The 742-nt window shown below is 52.8% G+C and carries 1 protein-coding gene; it reads left to right on the top strand.

The window, feature by feature from the left end; translation table 11 throughout:
* Positions 1 to 742: acyl-CoA carboxylase subunit beta (locus tag R8N49_RS24720; RefSeq protein WP_318190167.1), on the top strand; the 742-nt coding region annotated here is incomplete at both ends.

The raw sequence follows: 742 nt of genomic DNA, 5'->3' as shown, positions 1-742 counted from the left end.
CAAGGCACCATCTTTTTAGCAGGCCCCCCATTGGTAAAAGCCGCAACGGGCGAAGTCGTGACTGGTGAAGAACTCGGCGGCGCAGATGTGCATTGTCGAAAATCGGGGGTGGCGGATTATTACGCCGAAAACGATGAGCACGCCTTAGGCTTAGCGCGCGAGGCGATTGCCAACGCGAACCGTCCAAAGCCGCCGAAATCAAACAGTGCCATCTTACCACCACGTTACGATGCGGAAGAAATGTACGGTATCGTCAACGCCAATTTGCGTTTGTCGTTTGATGTACGTGAAATCATCGCGCGTATCGTCGATGACTCAGATTTCGATGAGTTTAAAGCCCTTTACGGACGCACGTTGGTGTGCGGTTTTGCGCGCATTCATGGTCAGTTGATTGGCATTGTCGCGAACAACGGCATTTTGTTTTCTGACTCCTCACAAAAAGGCGCGCACTTTATTGAACTGTGCGCCAAACGCAAAACGCCGCTACTCTTTTTGCAAAACATCACCGGATTCATGGTCGGCAAAAAAGTCGAGGAAGAAGGCATCGCCAAACACGGCGCAAAACTGGTGATGGCGGTGGCGTGTGCTGATGTGCCCAAATTCACCGTGATCATTGGCGGTTCTTACGGCGCAGGAAACTACGGCATGTGCGGACGAGCGTATGATCCAACCATGATGTGGATGTGGCCAAACGCACGCATCTCGGTAATGGGCGGAGAGCAAGCCGCTGGCGTGTTGACTC

The sequence above is a fragment of the Vibrio sp. 1978 genome, from assembly GCF_033344345.1.
Note: the sequence above shows the minus strand (reverse complement) of the source record. Positions and strands in the feature narration are given on the sequence as shown.